This window comes from Pantoea sp. 18069 (assembly GCF_902706035.1).
Classification (GTDB): domain Bacteria; phylum Pseudomonadota; class Gammaproteobacteria; order Burkholderiales; family Burkholderiaceae_C; genus Comamonas.
This window is the reverse complement of sequence record NZ_CACSJA010000002.1, coordinates 67913-84429: the sequence shown is the minus strand read 5'-3', so window position 1 is coordinate 84429 and position 16517 is coordinate 67913. Positions and strand designations below refer to the sequence as shown.

The 16517-nt window shown below is 65.8% G+C and carries 16 protein-coding genes and 1 tRNA gene; 7 read left to right on the top strand and 10 right to left on the bottom strand.

Going from position 1 to position 16517, the window contains the following annotated elements; all coding sequences use genetic code 11:
• Positions 1-28 precede the first annotated feature (28 nt).
• From GVL12_RS02505 to GVL12_RS02495, 3 genes are read left to right on the top strand one after another with little or no spacing between them, the layout of a single operon-like run.
• Positions 29-1216, top strand: a complete 1188-nt coding sequence (locus GVL12_RS02505; RefSeq protein ID WP_159911075.1) for an acyl-CoA dehydrogenase family protein — start codon at positions 29-31, stop codon at positions 1214-1216.
• The gene (locus GVL12_RS02500) at positions 1213-1986 is read left to right on the top strand and encodes an SDR family NAD(P)-dependent oxidoreductase (RefSeq protein WP_159911074.1); all 774 of its coding nucleotides are present in this window, start codon (positions 1213-1215) and stop codon (positions 1984-1986) included. Before GVL12_RS02505 ends, GVL12_RS02500 begins: the two co-directional genes overlap by 4 nt.
• Positions 1983-3026, top strand: a complete 1044-nt coding sequence (locus GVL12_RS02495; RefSeq protein ID WP_159911073.1) for a phosphotransferase family protein — start codon at positions 1983-1985, stop codon at positions 3024-3026. Before GVL12_RS02500 ends, GVL12_RS02495 begins: the two co-directional genes overlap by 4 nt.
• A 46-nt stretch (positions 3027-3072) precedes the next feature.
• On the opposite strand, the gene GVL12_RS02490 is transcribed toward GVL12_RS02495, so the two are convergent.
• Positions 3073-3360 (bottom strand): hypothetical protein, encoded by a 288-nt coding sequence (locus GVL12_RS02490; protein WP_159911072.1) that lies wholly within the window; start codon positions 3358-3360, stop codon positions 3073-3075.
• 8 nt (positions 3361-3368) lie between these two features.
• A complete protein-coding gene (locus GVL12_RS02485) occupies positions 3369-5036 on the bottom strand; it encodes a sensor domain-containing diguanylate cyclase (protein ID WP_200843443.1) in 1668 nt (555 codons plus the stop codon).
• Between the two features lie 401 nt (positions 5037-5437).
• On the opposite strand from GVL12_RS02485, the gene GVL12_RS02480 reads away from it, so the two are divergent.
• Together GVL12_RS02480 and GVL12_RS02475 are read left to right on the top strand one after the other, a co-directional pair.
• Entirely contained in the window at positions 5438-6826 is a 1389-nt protein-coding gene (locus GVL12_RS02480) for a Fic family protein (protein ID WP_159911071.1), read from the top strand.
• A 122-nt stretch (positions 6827-6948) separates the two neighbouring features.
• On the top strand, positions 6949-7107 hold the full coding sequence (locus GVL12_RS02475; RefSeq protein ID WP_159911070.1) for a hypothetical protein: 159 nt from the start codon (positions 6949-6951) through the stop codon (positions 7105-7107).
• Positions 7108-7193: 86 nt separating this feature from the next.
• Here GVL12_RS02475 and GVL12_RS02470 read toward each other — a convergent pair.
• The 4 genes from GVL12_RS02470 to ureE all read right to left on the bottom strand — a co-directional run bounded on the left by GVL12_RS02470 (position 7194) and on the right by ureE (position 9317).
• Positions 7194-7281 (bottom strand) — tRNA-Ser (locus GVL12_RS02470).
• A gap of 33 nt (positions 7282-7314) precedes the next feature.
• Complete coding sequence (gene ureG, locus GVL12_RS02465; protein WP_159911069.1) at positions 7315-7974, bottom strand: urease accessory protein UreG; 660 nt, start codon at positions 7972-7974, stop codon at positions 7315-7317.
• Entirely contained in the window at positions 7971-8741 is a 771-nt protein-coding gene (locus tag GVL12_RS02460; protein ID WP_159911068.1) for an urease accessory protein UreF, read from the bottom strand. Before GVL12_RS02460 ends, ureG begins: the two co-directional genes overlap by 4 nt.
• Before the next feature lie 6 nt (positions 8742-8747).
• Positions 8748-9317, bottom strand: a complete 570-nt coding sequence (gene ureE, locus GVL12_RS02455) for an urease accessory protein UreE (protein WP_159911067.1) — start codon at positions 9315-9317, stop codon at positions 8748-8750.
• Positions 9318-9385: 68 nt separating this feature from the next.
• Between ureE and GVL12_RS02450 the strand changes: the two genes are divergently transcribed.
• Complete coding sequence (locus tag GVL12_RS02450; RefSeq protein WP_159911066.1) at positions 9386-9832, top strand: gamma-glutamylcyclotransferase family protein; 447 nt, start codon at positions 9386-9388, stop codon at positions 9830-9832.
• 4 nt (positions 9833-9836) lie between these two features.
• On the opposite strand, the gene ureC is transcribed toward GVL12_RS02450, so the two are convergent.
• Genes ureC through GVL12_RS02430 form a run of 4 tightly spaced genes read right to left on the bottom strand, consistent with a single transcriptional unit; the run spans position 9837 to position 12827 of the window.
• On the bottom strand, positions 9837-11555 hold the full coding sequence (gene ureC, locus GVL12_RS02445; RefSeq protein ID WP_159911065.1) for an urease subunit alpha: 1719 nt from the start codon (positions 11553-11555) through the stop codon (positions 9837-9839).
• Position 11556: 1 nt separating this feature from the next.
• Positions 11557-11883, bottom strand: coding sequence for an urease subunit beta (locus tag GVL12_RS02440; RefSeq protein ID WP_159911064.1), 327 nt, complete (start codon positions 11881-11883; stop codon positions 11557-11559).
• An 11-nt stretch (positions 11884-11894) separates the two neighbouring features.
• Positions 11895-12503: a HupE/UreJ family protein gene (locus GVL12_RS02435; RefSeq protein WP_159911063.1), complete on the bottom strand. Its 609-nt coding sequence runs from the start codon at positions 12501-12503 to the stop codon at positions 11895-11897.
• A 21-nt stretch (positions 12504-12524) separates the two neighbouring features.
• Positions 12525-12827, bottom strand: a complete 303-nt coding sequence (locus tag GVL12_RS02430; RefSeq protein WP_159911062.1) for an urease subunit gamma — start codon at positions 12825-12827, stop codon at positions 12525-12527.
• 132 nt (positions 12828-12959) lie between these two features.
• Here GVL12_RS02430 and GVL12_RS02425 point away from each other — a divergent pair, with 132 nt between their 5' ends.
• Positions 12960-16517 (top strand): ATP-binding protein, encoded by a 3558-nt coding sequence (locus tag GVL12_RS02425; protein WP_159911061.1) that lies wholly within the window; start codon positions 12960-12962, stop codon positions 16515-16517.

The window sequence follows — 16517 nt, the reverse complement described above, 5'->3', positions numbered from 1 at the left end:
GGCTTGCGTAGTTATAGGAGACACATCGATGAACTTCGAATTGAGCGCCGACCTCTGTGCGCTGCGGGACAGAACGCGGCAATTCATCGCCGAGCAGGTGATTCCCCTGGAAAACGACGAGCGCCAGTCGCACCACGGCCCCAGCGAGGCGCTGCGCCGCGAACTGGTGTCGCGCGCCAAGGCCGCCGGCCTGCTCACGCCGCACGCCTCCACCGAAATGGGCGGCATGGGCCTGAGCCATGTGGCCAAGTCGGTGATGTTCGAGGAGGCCGGCTATTCGTGGCTGGGCCCTACGGCGCTCAACATCCACGCGCCTGACGAAGGCAACATCCATCTCATGGAAGAGGTGGCCACGGCCGCGCAGAAGGCGCGCTGGCTGCGCCCGCAGGTGGCCGGCCTCACGCGTTCGTGCTTTGCCATGACCGAGCCCTCGCCCGGCGCGGGCGCCGACCCGTCGATGCTGGCCACGACGGCCGTGCGTGATGGCGATGACTATCTGATCAACGGCGTAAAGTGGTTCATCACGGGCGCGGAAGGCGCGAACTACGTCATCATCATGGCGCGCATGGAAGACGGCTCGGCGACCATGTTCCTCAGCGACATGGATCGCCCGGAAATCACGCTGGAGCGCAGCATGGACGCCATGGATGCATGCTTCACCGGCGGCCATGGCGTGCTGCGCTTCGACAACCTGCGCATTCCCGCCGCCGACGTGCTGGGCGAGGTCGGCAAGGGCTTTCGCTATGCCCAGGTGCGCCTGGCACCGGCGCGGCTGACGCACTGCATGCGCTGGCTCGGGCAGGCGCGGCGCGCGCACGACGCAGCGCTGGAGTACACGCGCCGCCGCCAGGCCTTCGGCAAGCCGCTGGCCGAACACGAGGGCGTGGGCTTCATGCTGGCCGACAACGATATGGATCTGCACACGGCGCGGCTGCACATCTGGCACACGGCCTGGCTGCTGGACCAGGGCGAGAAATGCAATTTCGAATCGAGCCGTGCCAAGGTCGTGTGCTCGGAGGCGCAGTGGCGCGTGGTCGACCGCAGCGTGCAGATGCTCGGTGGCCAGGGCGTGACGGGCGAGTCGCCCGTGATGCGCATCTTCACCGACATGCGCGCCTTTCGCATCTATGACGGCCCGAGCGAAGTGCACCGCTGGAGCATGGCACGCAAGCTGGTCCACATGGCCGAAAAGGCGGCGGCGGAGGGCCGGGCATGAGCGGCGCCATCGATCGTTTCCGCCTTGACGGGCGCATCGCGCTGGTCACCGGCGCCTCCAGCGGCCTGGGAATGCACTTTGCCGCGCTGCTGGCCGGCGCCGGTGCGCGCGTGGCGCTGGCCGCGCGCCGCGCCGACAAGCTGCAGTCCGTGGTCGACGCGATCACGCAGGCGGGAGGCGAGGCGCGTGCGCTGTCGCTGGACGTGACGGACAGCGCCAGCGTGCGCCAGTGCTTTGATGCACTCTCCAGCTGGGGCGCCCCCGATGTGCTGGTGAACAACGCCGGCGTGACCGTGACGCGGTCGCTGCTGGAGCAGACCGAGGCCGACTTCGACAGCGTGCTGGACACCAACCTCAAAGGTGGCTGGCTCATGGCCACCGAGGCCGCGCGGCGCATGGTGGCGGCCGGTCGGGGCGGCAGCATCGTCAATGTCGCGTCCATCCTGGGCGAGCGCGTGGCCGGCGGCGTGGCGCCGTATGCGATCTCCAAGGCCGGCGTGATCCAGGCCACCAAGTCCATGGCGCTGGAGCTGGCGCGCCACCGCATCCGCGTGAACGCCTTGCTGCCCGGCTATGTGGTGACCGACCTGAACCGGGAATTCCTTCACAGCGAAGCCGGCGACAAGCTGCGCGCCAGGATTCCCAGCCGCCGCTTCGGCGAGATGAGCGATCTGGACGGCCCTCTCTTGCTGCTGGCCTCCGACGCGGGAGCGGCCATGTCGGGCGCCACCGTGGCGGTGGACGGCGCACACCTGGTGAGTTCCCTATGAGCGACGTTTCCACCGCACTGCCTCTGGAGGCCCTGGCCCGGTACCTGCATGACCAGGGCCTGGGCAGCGGCGAGCCGCTGGCGATCACGCCCTTGACCGGCGGGCAATCCAACCCGACCTACAAAGTCAGCGCCGGGCAGCGCAGCTATGTGCTGCGCACCAAGCCCCGGGGTCTGCTGGTGGCCTCGGCGCATGCCATTGACCGCGAGCACCGCGTCATGAGCGCCTTGCAGGGCAGCAGCGTGCCGGTGCCGCGCATGTTTGCTTATTGCGAAGACGAGAGCCTCATCGGCACGCCGTTCTACCTGATGGAGTTTCTGGACGGCCGTGTGCTGATGGACCAGTCCCTGCCGGGCATGGACCCCGCCGAGCGGCGCGCCATCTACCGCGAGATGAACCGGGTGATCGCCGCGCTGCACGGCGTGGACTACAGTGCCGTCGGACTGGATGGCTATGGGAAGCCGGGGAACTACTTTGCGCGCCAGATCAACCGCTGGTCACGCCAGTGCCGCGAATCCACGCTGCCCGTCAACGACGCCATGCGCTGGCTGATGGACTGGCTGCCCGAGCATGTTCCGCAAAACGACGAGACGACGCTGGTGCATGGCGACTTCCGGCTGGACAACCTGGTGTTCCACGCGACCGAGCCGCGCGTCATCGGCATACTGGATTGGGAGCTGTCGACCCTGGGCCATCCGCTGGCGGATTTCTCCTACCAGTGCATGTCCTGGCGCATACCGCCGGCGCTGTGGCGCGGCATCGCCGGGCTGGACCTGGCGGCGCTGGGCATTCCGGGCGAAGCCGAATACGTCGCCTGGTATGCAGAAGCGACCGGGCGCGATCCGCGCGAGCACTGGGAGTTCTACATGGCCTACAACCTGTTTCGCATGGCGGCCATCCTGCACAGCATTGCGCAGCGCGCATCGGACGGCAATGCGGCCTCCGACGATGCGGTGGAAACCGGGAAAAAGGCGGGTCCGCTGGCCGACCTGGCATGGCAATGCGCGCAGCAATACGCGGTGTCCCGCGGCATGGCCTGAGGCGTCGATCCATGGGGGCATGCCGGAACATGTTCGACAGGGGTGACTAGCTTCTGCCATGGACAGAATTCAGCCCTTTTCTTCCCGGCAAATTGAAGCCGTTAATCCGCAACTGCCCGGTCTGGACCACATCGTGCGCTTGCAGGGGCGGAGCCAACACCTCGGTGGCATAGGCACGGAACACCGGTGCATCGGCCGCATCCTCGCTGCTCATCAGCGCGTCAAGCCCCTGACACGACAGCGCGCCCAGCACGGTCACATTGCGGCCCCAATTTTCCGGCACCGCATCATGCACGCGCTGGCCACTACAGGCGCGCCCGTAGTGGCGCGTCATCGCGATGTTTACGTGTCGGAAACTGCGAAAGTGGGCAGCTGATGACTGGCAGGGATCGATGGCGGGCTCGCGGATTCCTGCCGGCGCGGCGCTCGCCGCGCCTGCTTGTCCGCATACATGCGCTGGTCGGCAGTCTTGAGAACCGTTTGCGGTGAACTGGCGCAGGGATCCACGCTGACAATGCCAAAGCTGGCACCGGGATAGTCGAAACTGCACTCGGCAAAGGCATAGGTGCCGGCCAGCAGCGGCGCCAGTCTGCTGCGCATGGCTTCTACGGCATCGTCCCGACCCTCAGCCCCTGGCGGAGTGGCCAAGCCGATCACGACGAATTCATCACCCCCAAGCCGTCCGAGCATATCGCTGCTGCGCAGGCCTGCGGACATGCGCCGGCCCACCTCGACCAGGAACTGGTCGCCGACCTCGTGCCCGTAGTTGTCGTTGATTGCCTTGAACCCGTCGAGATCGATGAAGGCCACCAGAACCCACTGCTGCGTCCGCTTCGCCAGAGCGAACAATCGCTCCAGTTGGGCCAGCACATGGCGGCGGTTCGGCAGGTCGGTCAGTGCGTCGTAATTTGCCGCATACCGCTCATCCTGACGGCGTATCAACATCTGTGCGACCACGTGACTGGACAGCAGAATGAAAAGCAGGCCCACCGTCGCGACCAGCCCTGCGACCCACAGGTGCTGCGTTCGCATCGGCGCCAGATGATCCAGGGGCGCGAGCGTCAGCAACTGATATTGGGTATTGGAAAGGGGCTCGCTGCGCAGCAGATAGGGCCTGCCGTCAATCAACCATTGGCCGGTTTGATCTGTGCCGGCAATCGCATGCACGTCCAGAGGCCTGCCTGGATCTTCATCATTGTCCGGCGATGGGGCCGCGCCAGCAGACAGTGCCATATCTGGCGGTAGAAGTGCGGCCGCATTGCGCAGCATGAATGGCGCCGACGATGCCGTGGTCACCCGCCCCTGGCGATCCACGATCAGTGCGATGTGGCGTCCTGTGAGATAGAGCGCCACTTCCGAGGCGTCGAACTTCACCGTGACGGAACCTTGCGGCACACTGTCTTCATTCTCGATGCGGCTGGCGACAAAATAGGAGGGTGTCTTGTTCAGTTTGGCGATTCCGAACGAATGACCATTGCCGTCACGCAGGGCATCAACGAGATAGGGGCGACCCGCGTAAATCATGCCCACGATGCTGCCGGATTCGGCCCAGTTGCTCGCCGTCACCGTGTCGTCCGACATATTGTTCATGTAGATGCGGGCGTAGCGCAGATCGCTGGAGAGCGCATTCATGAAGTCGCCGACTTTGCGCACCAACGGGTCCTGTGTAAATTGCTCCGCGCGCTGTTGACGCGTCAGCTCGGCGGCACCGGGTGCATCGGTGCGATAGCGAGCGGCCAGCTGGATCACCGATCCCTGGCGCGCCACCATATTGGTCACGCTCACCATTTCGGTGAACAGCCGGTCCATGATGCGCGCGGTCGTCTTGGCTTCGTATTCGGCGCTGGCCGCCAGGTTGTCCAGCTCCGTTGCCACGATGCGTTTCGACATCCACCACCCCAGGCTGGCCACCAAGGCCAACCAGGCAAGGGCCAGCCCCAGTGTCACCATGTGCACGACAGACCGCAGGGGGCGTCTGCGCTGAGCTTGCTGCGGTAATGTGTTGTTCACGTACCCTTTCCAAACGCTGTTGGAGAAATGGTAACAAGTGCGCCTGAAGCCAAAAAGTCAGGAAATGTCATTGATGCGGCAGATGTTTTAACTTCTGAATGCTTGCGGACCATGCACTCAGGGTCCGCACGACGATTGGCTATGAAGAGTTTCTAAGGATCGCTTTCTGAAGCCGACTTTGAGGAACCCAGTCTGCTTTGCAGCATGAGTCAGGGTGTCGCTCGCGTCACATACCTGAGGCAGGAGCCGTATGCGGTAATTCTGCACGCACGGATCTGTGCGGGGGGCGGGTGGGGGCAACCTCCGTCCCTGCCGCAACCCGAGCCTTCTGGCAGCATCGATTTTAAGTTGATTGCGATACGTAGTTGTCGCAATGCTTGTATTGCGTCATAATTTGCGTCATGAATAACGTCAAACCTCAGCAAGAACTCGACCTGTTGGTCAGTGTCATTGACCGTCACCCAGAAGGGGTGAGCGCAGAAGAACTGCTGCAGGAGTCTGGGTTGACGTTGCAGCCCCGCAGCCTTCAGCGCCGACTTGCTGTCTTGGCCGAGCAGGGGCGCATTCGTCTGCAAGGCAAAACGCGGGCAATGCGCTACTTTCCGGTTTTGCAGGTTGAAGGCCCCATTGGCAAGGCCGCCGAAGTTATTGCTCCAAGTGGAGGTGCTGAGATCGAGCCCTATGTTCCTTTCAGCGCTGAAGGTGAAGCCATCAAGGCGTATGCCCGCCGGCCCCGGCATCTGCGCAAGCCTGTGGTCTATCGCACTGAGTTTTTGGAGCAGTACCACCCCAACCACACGGCGTACCTGCCCTTGAAGCTGCGTGAGCAGCTACATGCTTTGGGGCGCTCACCTGCCGAGCAAACACCGGCAGGAACCTTTGCCAGGGACATTCTCAACCGCCTGCTGATCGACCTTTCCTGGGCTTCTTCACAACTGGAAGGCAACACGTACAGTCGCTTGGATACAGCACGGCTGATTGAGTTTGGCCAGGCGGCTGAGGGCAAGGACGCCTTTGAGACGCAGATGATCTTGAACCACAAGCAGGCCATCGAATTTTTGGTGCACTCGCCCGAGCAAGCCGTTGTCTCACAAGACACCATTGTGGCCTTGCACGCTTTGCTCTCCGATGGCTTGATGCCTGACCCCGCCATGTGTGGCCGCATTCGCCGCCGTGCCGTGGAAGTTGGCGGCAGCGTGTACTTGCCGGTGGCTTTGCCTCAACGCTTGGAAGCGCTTTTCGGCATCGTGGTGGGCATGGCCGCAGAGATTGAAGATCCTTTCGAGCAGGCGTTCTTCCTGATGGTGCACTTGCCTTACTTGCAGCCTTTCGAGGATGTGAACAAGCGTGTGTCGCGCCTGGCTGCCAACATTCCGTTCATTCGCCATAACCTGTGCCCGCTGTCATTCATTGACGTGCCGCAGCAAGCCTATGTAGATGCCATGATTGGTGTGTACGAGCTCAACCAGGTTGACCTGCTGCAGGATGTCTTTGTGTGGGCCTATGAACGCTCATGTCAGCAGTACGTGGCTGTGCAGCAAAGCTTGGTGCCGCCAGACATCTTGCGTCTGCGTTATCGGCAAGTGCTCGGCGAGGTGATCGCCGCCATTGTGCGAAGTGGCCAGCCCGTGAATGAGGCGAGTGTCAAAACCATGCTGCCTGGCAGTGTGCAGCCTGAAGACCGCGAGCATTTCACACAGCTGGTGCTCACGGAGCTGGCGGGCTTGCATGCAGGGAATGCAGTGCGTTTCGGGTTACGTCCCCTAGACTTATTGGGCTGGAAAAAATAGTCCAACTGCATATCGTCAAAGCTATCCGCAGAACGCCTGGAGCGGCTTTGTTTCATGCGGAATCCAGCGCTGAAGGCGCGGCACCAGCCCAGGCCCCGGAGTCATCGGCCGGATCTTCTGTGTTGAGCGCTGCCGATCGGATGGACCAGCTCGAGGCCTCGGCTGCAGATGCCGAGGCACGCGCTGCCGACTGGACGCGCCGGGAGTACTGGCCCAACAACACACCGCTGCCCCAGTACGAAGCTGCGGGCGGCCCCGTCGATGTGCAGGAGGCCAGGTGATAGAGGGTCTCGATCAGAACGATCAGACCCAGGCCGAGGCAGGCGCGATGCTGCAGGCCGTCATTGATGCCTTCCCCAATGAGGGGTGGCGGAGGCTGTGGGATTCGAACCCACGGACAGTTACCCGTCGGCAGTTTTCAAGACTGCTGGTTTAAACCACTCACCCAAACCTCCGAATCCCGCGATTCTACACACAGATTGCCGGGCTCAGGCCTTGAGCAGGCCCTGGGTTTCGATGAAGGCGATCACCTGGGCCAGGCCTTCCTGGGTCTTGAGGTTGGTCATGGCGAAAGGCTTGGGGCCCTTGGGCGTGGAGCGCATGCGTACGGTGTCGGCATGCATCACTTCCAGGTTGGCGCCTACATGCGGGGCCAGGTCGGTCTTGTTGATGATGAACAGGTCGCTCTTGGTGATGCCGGGGCCGCCCTTGCGCGGAATCTTTTCGCCCGCCGCGACGTCGATCACGTAGATCGTCAGGTCCGACAGCTCGGGGCTGAAGGTGGCCGCGAGGTTGTCGCCGCCCGACTCGATGAAGACGATGTCGGCATCGGGGAACTGGGCCAGCATGCGGTCTATGGCTTCGAGGTTGATCGATGCGTCTTCACGGATCGCTGTATGCGGGCAGCCGCCGGTTTCCACGCCCATGATGCGCTCGGCGGGCAGGGCGCCGCTCACCGTCAGCAGGCGCTGGTCTTCCTTGGTGTAGATGTCGTTGGTGATCGCGACCAGGTCGTACTGCGCGCGCATGGCCTTGCAGAGCATTTCGAGCAAGGTGGTCTTGCCCGAGCCCACGGGGCCGCCTATGCCCACGCGCAGCGGGGGCAGCTTCTTGCTGCGGTTTGGGATGTGGTGGAGTGGCGAAGTCATGAGCGGAACAGTCGTGAGTATTGGTTTTCATGCTGGGCCGAGAGAATGGCCAGCATGGGCGAAAAGGCCTGGCGCTGCGCGTCGGGCAGGGCCAGCGCCTGGTCTACGGCGGCGGGAATCTGGGCCGCGAGTTGCGCCAGGATGCGCTGGCCCGCGCTCTGCCCCAAGGGCACGGCCTTGATCGCGGCCTGGACCATGTTCTCGGCCCAGCCGAACGCATAGGCGAGCAGAGCGGGGTGCGCCGACGCGCCGCTGAAATGCGCGGCCAGCGCAAACGCCAGCGGGTAGCTTGCGTCCTGCGCGCCCAGCCATTCGATGGCGTCCAGGCGCGCGGTGTCGCCGGCATGCTGGTTGCGCAGCCAGGCAATCAGCGAGCGCCCCATCTGTTCGGTCTGCAGGCGCAGCTCGCTGCTTTCGCGCGTCTCGCGCACCCAGGCGTTGAGCGCGGCCAGTCGTGTGCGGTCATTGGCGTGCCAGGCGGGCAATGCCTGGGCAATGGCCGCCATGTCGCCGCGCGCCTGGGTGAGCTGCAGCTGCTGCACCAGCCATTGCGCGGCATCGGCTTCGCCCTCGACCCAGCCGCTGCTGATCGCGGCTTCTAGCCCCTCCGAATAGGAGAAGCCTCCGATGGGCAGCGCGGGCGAGGCCAGCCATATCAGCTGCAGCAGGCTGTGCGGCGCGATGGCGGGCGCGGCCTGCGCAGCAGCGGCCGCGGCCTGGCGGCGGCGCCAGGCCGTCGTTGTATTCGGATGGGGACGAGAGGCCATGGGAGGTCAGTGCGCGTGATTGCAGCCCGGCCCATGGACATGGCCGTGATCGTGGTTATGCGCGTGGTCATGGTCATGGGCCTTGCCATGCGCATGGTGGCTGTGGCCGTCGTTGGTCACATGGCCGCCGTAGGCGCCGCCTTCGGGCTCGAACGCCATGTCGACCGCGACCACGGTCAGGTGCATGCTGCGCAGCATGTCGGCAAGCACATGGTCGGGTTCTATCTTGAGGTGGTCGGGCTGCAGCTCTATGGGCACATGGCGGTTGCCCAGGTGGTAGGCGGCGCGCATCAGGTCGAACGCCGAGCCATGCTCGGCGCAGGTGGTGATGTAAAGCACTTTCTGCGGCGCGGCAATCACGCGCACCATGGAGCCGTCTTCGGCGATCAGCACATCGCCGCCGCGCACGGCCTGGCCGCGCGGCAGGAAGATGGCCAGCTCCCGGCCTTGCGAGTCGGTGGCCGCGAAGCGGCTTTTCTGGCGCACATCCCAATCAAGTTCGATGGTCGTTGCACGTTGCAGCAGGACACGGGCCAGGCCTTTGCCTTGGGGGATGAGTTTTTGGATGGAGAGCATGGGGATCAAAAAATGGGTCGGAGGCGGTCGAGCGCCGGCTGGTGAAAACGCTTTAGCATGCAGACATGATGCCGTTGAACGATGCTACTCCCCATCACCCCTGCGGCTGCCCCCAGGTCGCGGTCTACGGCACCTTGCGCCGTGGCGGAATCAACGATATCCGGCGCTTTCAGGCCGATGTGCGCTGGCTCGGGCATTGCCGGCTGCCGGGCCAGCTCTATGACCTGGGCGCCTATCCGGGGCTGGTACTCGATGGCGCGCACGCGGTGCTGGCCGAAGTCTATGCACTTACGCCCGCGCTCGAGCGCGATCTGGACCGGCTGGAAGAAGTCTGGCCCGTGGACATAGGCGAATACGCCAAGCGCATCATCGACGTGCAGATGACGCCGCTGGGCGGCGGGCCGCCGCAGACGCTGCCGGTGCTGGTCTATGAAGCCTTGCCCGCGGGCGTGCGCGGCCGGGCGCGCATAGCCGCGGACGACTGGCTGGGCTGGTGGACGCAGCGGCAAGGCTGAGCCCTCAGAACAGGAAATAGCGCTGCGCCATGGGCAGCGACACCGCGGGCTCGCAGGTCAGCAACTGGCCGTCGGCGCGCACGCTGTAGGTCTGCGCGTCGACTTCCATTGCCGGCGTGTAGTCATTGAGCAGCATGTGGCGCTTGCCTATGCCGCGGATGTTCTTCACGGCCGACAGCGTCTTGGCCAGGGCAAAGCGCTCGCCTATGCCGTTTGCCAGACCCGCCTGCGAAACGAACGTCAGCGACGACTTGGCCAGCGCGCCGCCAAAGGAGGCAAACATGGGCCGGTAATGCACGGGCTGGGGCGTGGGAATCGAGGCATTGGGGTCGCCCATGGCCGCCATCGCAATGCTGCCGCCCTTGAGAATCAGCGCCGGCTTGACGCCGAAGAACGCCGGTTTCCAGACCACGATATCGGCCCATTTGCCGATTTCGAGGCTGCCGACTTCATGGCTGATGCCGTGGGCGATCGCCGGGTTGATGGTGTACTTGGCGATGTAGCGCTTGATGCGGAAGTTGTCGTGGCGCGCGCTGTCGCCGGGCAGGGCGCCGCGCTGCAGCTTCATCTTGTGCGCGGTCTGCCAGGTGCGCAGTATCACTTCGCCGACGCGGCCCATGGCCTGGCTGTCGGAGCTGAACATGCTGATCGCGCCCAGGTCGTGCAGTATGTCCTCGGCGGCAATGGTTTCCTTGCGGATGCGGCTTTCGGCAAAGGCCAGGTCTTCGGCGATAGCCGGGTCGAGGTGGTGGCAGACCATGAGCATGTCGACATGTTCGTCCAGCGTGTTGATGGTGTAGGGCCGGGTCGGGTTGGTCGAGCTGGGCAGCACGTTTTCCAGGCCCACGACTTTCAGGATGTCGGGCGCATGGCCGCCGCCCGCGCCTTCGGTGTGGAAGGTGTGGATGGTCCGGCCCTTGAAGGCCGCGATGGTGTCCTCGACAAAGCCGCTTTCATTGAGCGTGTCGGTGTGGATCGCGACCTGGGTGTCGGTGGCTTCGGCGACGCTCAAGCAATTGTCGATGGCTGCGGGCGTGCTGCCCCAGTCTTCGTGGAGTTTCAGGCCAATCGCGCCGGCGTCTATCTGTTCGTGCAGGCCCGCGGGCAGGCTGGTATTGCCCTTGCCCAGAAACCCGAGGTTCATAGGGAAGGCATCGGCGGCCTGCAGCATGCGCTCCATGTGCCAGGGGCCGGGCGTGCAGGTGGTGGCGAACGTGCCCGTGGCCGGGCCCGTGCCGCCGCCTATCATGGTGGTGATGCCGCTGGTCAGCGCTTCCTCGATCTGCTGCGGCGCGATGAAGTGGATATGCGTGTCGACGCCGCCGGCCGTCACGATATTGCCTTCGCAGCTGATGATCTCCGTGCCCGGGCCGATGATGATGTCCACGCCGGGCTGGGTGTCTGGGTTGCCGGCCTTGCCTATGGCGACGATGCGGCCGCCCTTGAGGCCTATGTCGGCCTTGACGATGCCCCAGTGGTCGACGATCAGCGCATTGGTCAGCACCGTGTCCATCGCGCCTTCAGCGCGGCTTCTCTGGCTTTGCGCCATGCCGTCGCGAATCGTCTTGCCGCCGCCGAATTTGACTTCCTCGCCATAGCTGCCCGCGGCCAGCGTGTAGTCGCGCTCGACTTCGAGCAGCAGGTCGGTATCGGCCAGGCGCACGCGGTCGCCCGTCGTGGGCCCAAAGGTTTCCGCATAGGCGCGGCGTTCCATGGTGGCCATGTCAGTGGTCTCCGGGCAGGTTGTCGAGCGCGCCCTGGACCAGGCCGCGAAAGCCGTAGACCAGGCGCTCGCCCGCGAAATCGACGAGTTCCACCGTGCGCTGCTGGCCTGGCTCGAAGCGCACGGCCATGCCGCTGGCGATGTTCAGCCGCATGCCATGGGCCGCGGCGCGGTCGAAGGCCAGGCCCGCATTGGTTTCGGCGAAGTGGTAGTGCGAGCCGACCTGTATGGGCCGGTCGCTGGCGTTGCGCACCAGCAGCGTGGTGCAGCGGCGGCCTGTGTTGAGGGCGTGTTCGCCCGCGTCGAGTATCAGTTCACCGGGCACCATGGCTTTTCTCCTCAGGCCAGACGGGTCAGCATGAACACGCCCAGCGCGGCCGTGGCCGCGCCGCCGAGCGCCGTGAACAGGCGGTGGCGCTGCAGCACCACGCGGCCCAGCAGCATGCCGGCCAGGTGCAGCGTGGCCGAGCCCAGCGCGATGCCGGCGAGCGCGGCGACGGCCGAAAGGCCGGTGTCGCCCGCGAGTTCATAGCCATGGGCCGCACCGTGGAAGAACGCGAACACCCCGGCCAGCGTGGCCGCCGCGCCCCAGGGCATTTTCTTCTGCAGCGCGAGCAGCAGGCCCAGCACCAGCACCGAGGCCGCGATCATGGGCTCCACGCCAGGCAACTGCAGGCCCGCGAAACCCGCGAGCGCGCCGGCCACCAGCAGCGCGACAAAGGCCGCGGGCGCGCGCCAGGCGGGGTTCACGGTGAGCGCGCTCCAGGCGCCCACGGCGACCATGGCCGCGAGGTGATCGGCGCCGGTGAAGGGGTGGGCAAAGGCGTGCAGGGCGGTGTCGAGCACGCCGTGACTGTGCGCGCCGCCTGCGGCCGGGTGGGCAAGGGCGGCAAGAGGCAGCGCAGCGAGGGCGGCGCCGGCGGCGGCGATCAGAGGTTTGACTTGCATGGCGAAAGCTTGAAAAGGGGTTTAGACAATCGGGTCGTGCACCGTGACCAGCTTGGTGCCATCGGGAAACGTGGCTTCGACCTGGATGTCGGGAATCATTTCGGCAATGCCGTCCATGACATCGGCGCGCGTGAGCACCGTGCGGCCTTCGCTCATCAGCTGCGCCACGGTCTTGCCGTCGCGCGCGCCTTCCATCACGGCCGCGCTGATCAGCGCCATGGCTTCGGGGTAGTTGAGCTTCAGGCCCCGGGCCTTGCGGCGTTCGGCGACCAGGGCGGCGGTGAACAGGAGCAGCTTGTCTTTTTCGCGAGGAGTGAGTTCCATGGCGTCGTGGCGGGCGCGCAGCCCGCAGGGCGATGCAGATGGGTGGTTTGCAGCAAGGTGCGTGCCATGTGGGCTCCCGCGCCTCCCGGGCTGCGGTGACATGGCACAGAAGCTGCAGGCAGCTTTGACGCCATGGACCACACGACGCACGCCGCGCCCCGCCCCGAAACCGACAGCGCGCCCGCGCCCGCGCAGCAGCGCGTGGTCAAGGTGCGGCGCGACTACAACCGCTGGGTCGCGACCGAGACGCTCGAGGACTATGCGCTGCGCTACACGCCGCAGCGCGCGCGCCGCTGGTCGGAGTGGGGTGTGGCGCATACCGCGTTTGGCGCGGCCTCGTTCCTGGTGCTCGAAGCCGTGGGCGCGACGCTGCTGGTGCAGTACGGCTTCATCAATGCGTTCTGGGCCATCGTCTGCACCGGGCTGATCATCTTCGCGGCGGGCCTGCCGATCAGCGTCTATGCGGCGCGCCACGGCGTCGACATGGACCTGCTCACGCGCGGCGCGGGCTTCGGCTATATCGGTTCGAGCATCACGTCGCTGATCTACGCGAGTTTCACCTTCATCTTCTTCGCGCTCGAGGCGGCCGTGATGGCCTATGCGCTGGAGCTCGCGCTCGATATTCCGCCGCGCTGGGGCTATCTGATCTGTGCGCTGGTGGTGATTCCGCTGGTCACGCATGGCGTGTCGGCGATCAGCCGGCTGCAGGTCTGGACGCAGCCGCTGTGGCTGCTGATGCTGATCGTGCCCTTCGTGTTTGTGTTGCTGCACCAGCCTGGGGTGTTCTCCGAAGTGCTGCACTATCCGGGTGCAAGCCAGCTGCGCGAAGGCCAGATGGCAGGCTTCAGTCTGCCTCTTTTTGGTGCCGGGCTGACGGTGGGCATTGCGCTGATCACGCAGATGGGCGAGCAGGCCGACTATCTGCGCTTCATGCCGGTGCGCACGCAGGCCAACCGCTGGCGCTGGTGGGGCGCGGTGATGCTGGGCGGGCCGGGCTGGGTGCTGCTGGGCGTGGCGAAAATGCTGGGCGGCGCCTTGCTGGCCTATCTGGCCATTTCGCAGGCCGTGCCGCCCGACCATGCGGTGGACCCGAACCAGATGTATCTGGCGGCCTACAACTATGTGTTCCCGGATTACGGCTGGGCCGTGGCGGCGACGGCGCTGTTCGTCGTGCTGTCGCAGCTCAAGATCAATGTGACCAATGCCTATGCGGGCTCGCTGGCCTGGAGCAACTTCTTCTCGCGCGTCACGCACAGCCACCCGGGGCGCGTGGTGTGGGTGGTGTTCAACACGCTGATCGCCTTGATGCTGATGGAGATGAACGTGTTCCGCGCGCTGGGCGAAGTGCTGGGCCTGTATTCAAATCTCGCCATCGCCTGGATCATGGCCGTGGTCGCCGATCTGGTGATCAACAAGCCGCTGGGCTGGTCGCCGCGCGGCATAGAGTTCAAGCGCGCGCGGCTGTACGACATCAACCCCGTGGGCGTGGGCGCGATGGCCTTGTCGTCGCTGCTGTCGGTGGCCGCCCACCTGGGCGCGTTCGGGCCGCTGGCGCAGGCGTTCTCGGCGCTGATCGCCATGCTGGTGGCGCTGGTGGCCTCGCCGCTGATCGCCTGGTGGACGCGCGGGCGCTACTACCTGGTGCCGGCTTCGACGTCCGCGCAGGCCATGGAGGCGACCGGCTGTGCGGCGCAGCGGTCCGCGGGCCCGCCGCGCCTGCAGCGCTGCGTGGTCTGCGAGCGCGAATACGAAGCACCCGACATGGTGCACTGCCCCGCCTACCAGGGCGGCATCTGCTCGCTGTGCTGCACGCTCGATGCGCGCTGCGGCGACCTGTGCCGGCCCCAGGCGCATCTGGCGGTGCAGTGGCGCGCGGCGGCGCGGCGCCTGTTGCCGGCGCGCATGTGGCGCCTGCTCGACAAGGGACTGCTGCACTTCATGCTGCTGATGCTGCTGATCGTGCCCACGCTCGCGGCCGTGATCGGCCTGCTGTATCTGCTGGAGCTGCAGACGCTCACGCGCAGCCTGCCGGGGGAAGGGCAGGCCGCGGCGCTGGCCGGGGCCCAAAGCCTGGTGCAGACGGTGCTGCTCAAGGTGGGCGTGGGCCTGCTGCTGATCTCGGGCGTGGTCGCCTGGTGGCTGGTGCTGGCCCAGCACAGCCGCAAGGTCGCGCAGCAGGAGTCGAACCGCCAGACCGGGCTGCTGGTGCGCGAAATCGCACTGCACCGCGCGACCGATGGTCAGTTGCAGCAGGCGCGGCGCGCGGCCGAGGACGCACGCACCGTGGCCGAAGATGCGCGCCGCGCGGCCGATCTTGCCAACCAGGCCAAGAGCCGCTATATCAGCGCCATCAGCCACGAGCTGCGCACGCCGCTCAACAGCATCCTGGGCTATGCCCAGCTCATGGGCGAAGACGCCGAAGTGCCGCCCCACCGGCGTCAGGCCGTGGCCGTGATACGCCGTGGCGGCGAGCACCTGTTGTCGCTGATCGAAGGCACGCTGGACATCGCGCGCATCGAATCGGGCAAGCTCGCGCTGCAGGTCCAGCCCATGCAGTTCGCCGCGGGCCTGCAGGAGATGGCCGGCATGTTCGAACTCCAGGCCGCAGCCAAGGGCCTGAGCTTCCACTACGAGCCCGAAGGCCTGCTTCCCGAATGGGTGCGCACCGATGAGAAGCGCCTGCGGCAGATCCTGTTCAATCTGCTGGGCAACGCCATCAAGTTCACGGTGCGCGGCTCGGTCACCCTGCGCGTGCGCCACAGCCGGCAGATGGCCTATGTGTCGGTGATCGATACCGGCCCGGGCCTGAGCGAAGCCGAGCAGGCCCAGGTCTTCGAGCCGTTCGCGCGCGGCTCGGGCGCGCAGGCGAGCGCGGGCGCGGGTCTGGGGCTGACCATGGCCAAGATGCTGACCGAACTCATGGGCGGGGCGCTGAGCGTGAGCAGCCAGACAGGGCAGGGCGCGGCCTTCCATATCCGCCTGTTCCTGCCGTCGCTAGAACGCGGGCCCGCTGCGCGGCCCGCCGCGCCACGGCCCGTGGGCTATCTGGGCGCGACGCGCCGGCTGCTGGTCGTCGACAACGAGGAGGCCGACCGCGAGCTGCTCGCGCAACTGCTGGTGCCGCTGGGCTTTGCGGTGCAGCACGCGGCCAACGGACAGGAAGCGCTGGCGCTGCTGGCCGCGGGCTACCGCCCGCAGGCGATCTTCATGGACCTGGCGATGCCGGGAATGGACGGCTGGGAATGCCTGCGCCAGTTGCGGCAGATGCCGCTGGGCGAAGTCGCCTGCGCCATCGTTTCGGCCAACGCATTCGACCGTGAAATGCCCAACGACGTAGGCATCACGCCGCAGGATTTTCTGGTCAAGCCGGTGCGCCACAGCGAGCTGCTGCAGTGGCTGGAAGACCGGCTCGAACTCGTGTGGCGCAGCGCGCCGCCGCCGCCGCGGGTCACGCACGCCGAAGACACCGATACCGGCCTGGACGGCGTGCCGCCGGCCGCGCTCACGGCCTTGCGCCAGGCCATCGAATGGGGCTATGTGCGCGGCGTGGTCCAGGCGCTGGCCCAGCTCGCGCAGGACTACCCGCAGGCCGCACCCGCCTGGCGCAGGCTGCAGGCGCAGGCCCAGCAGTTCCAGTTCGAGGCCATGGCCGCGCAACTTCACCAACCCGGCTCCGCACAACAGGCTTGA